Source organism: Flagellimonas ochracea (assembly GCF_009903685.1).
Lineage (GTDB): Bacteria > Bacteroidota > Bacteroidia > Flavobacteriales > Flavobacteriaceae > Flagellimonas > Flagellimonas ochracea.
In genome coordinates, this window is the sequence record NZ_JAAABI010000023.1 from 1 (window position 1) to 1251 (window position 1251).

Sequence of the window (1251 nt, forward strand, 5' to 3'; positions counted from 1 at the left end):
TACCGCCTGCATCGGTCACCGTTATGGAGGTGCCCGTCAGGCCGACCGCCGTGTTGAGTTCGTTGGTCGGGTCGGCGTCGGCATCGTCCGTGTTAAGGGCCGCCAGTTCCGCATCCGTGGCAAAGGTGCCGTCAAGGTCCTGGCTCAGGGTACCACCGGCATCGGTCACCGTTATCGAGGTGCCCGTCAGGCCCACGGCCGTGTTCAGTTCGTTCGTGGGGTCCGCATCGGCGTCGTCCGTGTTAAGGGCCGCCAGTTCCGCATCCGTGGCAAAGGTACCGTCAAGGTCCTGGCTCAATGTGCCACCGGCATCGGTCACCGTTATCGAGGTGCCCGTCAGGCCCACGGCCGTGTTGTATTCGTTCGTGGGGTCAGCGTCGGCATCGTCCGTGTTCAGCGCGGCAAGCTCGGCGTCCGTGGCGAAGGTCCCGTCAAGGTCCTGGCTCAATGTGCCACCGGCATCGGTCACCGTTATCGAGGTGCCCGTCAGCCCAACGGCCGTGTTGAGTTCGTTGGTCGGGTCCGCATCGGCATCGTCCGTGTTGAGTGCGGCAAGCTCGGCGTCCGTGGCGAAGGTACCGTCAAGGTCCTGGCTCAATGTGCCACCGGCATCGGTCACCGTTATCGAGGTGCCCGTCAGGCCGACCGCCGTGTTGAGTTCGTTCGTGGGGTCCGCATCGGCGTCGTCCGTGTTAAGGGCCGCCAGTTCCGCATCCGTGGCAAAGGTACCGTCAAGGTCCTGGCTCAATGTGCCACCGGCATCGGTCACCGTTATCGAGGTGCCCGTCAGGCCGACCGCCGTGTTCAGTTCGTTCGTGGGGTCCGCATCGGCATCGTCCGTGTTGAGTGCGGCAAGCTCGGCGTCCGTGGCGAAGGTACCGTCAAGGTCCTGGCTCAATGTGCCACCGGCATCGGTCACCGTTATCGAGGTGCCCGTCAGGCCGACCGCCGTGTTGAGTTCGTTCGTGGGGTCCGCATCGGCGTCGTCCGTGTTAAGGGCCGCCAGTTCCGCATCCGTGGCAAAGGTACCGTCAAGGTCCTGGCTCAATGTGCCACCGGCATCGGTCACCGTTATCGAGGTGCCCGTCAGGCCGACCGCCGTGTTCAGTTCGTTGGTCGGGTCGGCGTCGGCATCGTCCGTGTTAAGGGCCGCCAGTTCCGCATCCGTGGCAAAGGTACCGTCAAGGTCCTGGCTCAGGGTACCGCCTGCATCGGTCACCGTTATGGAGGTGCCCGTCAGGCCGACCGCCG

General features: G+C 64.7%; 1 protein-coding gene. It reads right to left on the reverse strand.

The window, feature by feature from the left end; translation table 11 throughout:
- Nucleotides 1-1251: beta strand repeat-containing protein (locus tag GTQ34_RS16575; protein ID WP_208103915.1), on the reverse strand; the 1251-nt coding region annotated here is incomplete at both ends.